General features: G+C 67.6%; 1 protein-coding gene. It reads left to right on the top strand.

What is annotated here, in order from left to right; all coding sequences use genetic code 11:
• Window positions 1-734: methyl-accepting chemotaxis protein (locus RA26_RS19145; RefSeq protein WP_039186523.1), on the top strand; the 734-nt coding region annotated here is incomplete at both ends.

Genomic DNA, 734 nt, shown 5'->3' with positions numbered 1-734 from the left:
GACGGTGGAGCAGGTGATCGCCGCCGCCGCCAGCATCCGCAATGGCGCCTCCGAGATCAGCCAGGCCTCCGACGACCTGTCGCACCGCACCGAAAGCCAGGCAGCGACGCTGGAACAGACCGCCGCGGCGCTGGATGAGCTGACCGCCTCCGTCAAATCCGCCGCCGAGGGCGCCCGCAGCGTCGAGGCCACCATGGAAGACGCAAAGCAGGAGGCCCGCAACAGCGGCGAGGTGGTGCAGAGCGCGGTCTCGGCGATGACCGAGATCGAGGAAAGTTCCAATAAGATCAGCCAGATCATCTCTGTGATCGACGATATCGCCTTCCAGACCAACCTGCTGGCGCTGAACGCCGGCGTCGAGGCGGCGCGGGCCGGCGAAGCGGGCCGCGGATTCGCGGTTGTTGCCAGCGAAGTGCGGGCGCTGGCGCAGCGGTCCTCGGACGCGGCGATGGAGATCAAGACGCTGATCTCCGACAGCTCCGGCCAGGTGGCGCGCGGTGTGGATCTGGTCGGCAAGGCGGGCGACGCGCTGCAAAGCATCGTCAGCCAGGTCACCCATATCTCGCAGCTGGTTTCCGGCATTGCCGAGGGCGCCGCGGAGCAGTCCACCGGCCTCAATGAGATCAACACCGGCGTCACCCAGCTGGATCAGGTGACCCAGCAGAACGCGGCGATGGTGGAAGAGGCCACCGCGGCCGGCCACATGCTGAAAACCGACGCAGGCAAGCTGGCCG

It is taken from the genome of Leisingera sp. ANG-M7 (genome assembly GCF_000813965.1).
Lineage (GTDB): Bacteria > Pseudomonadota > Alphaproteobacteria > Rhodobacterales > Rhodobacteraceae > Leisingera.
Note: the sequence above shows the minus strand (reverse complement) of the source record. Positions and strands in the feature narration are given on the sequence as shown.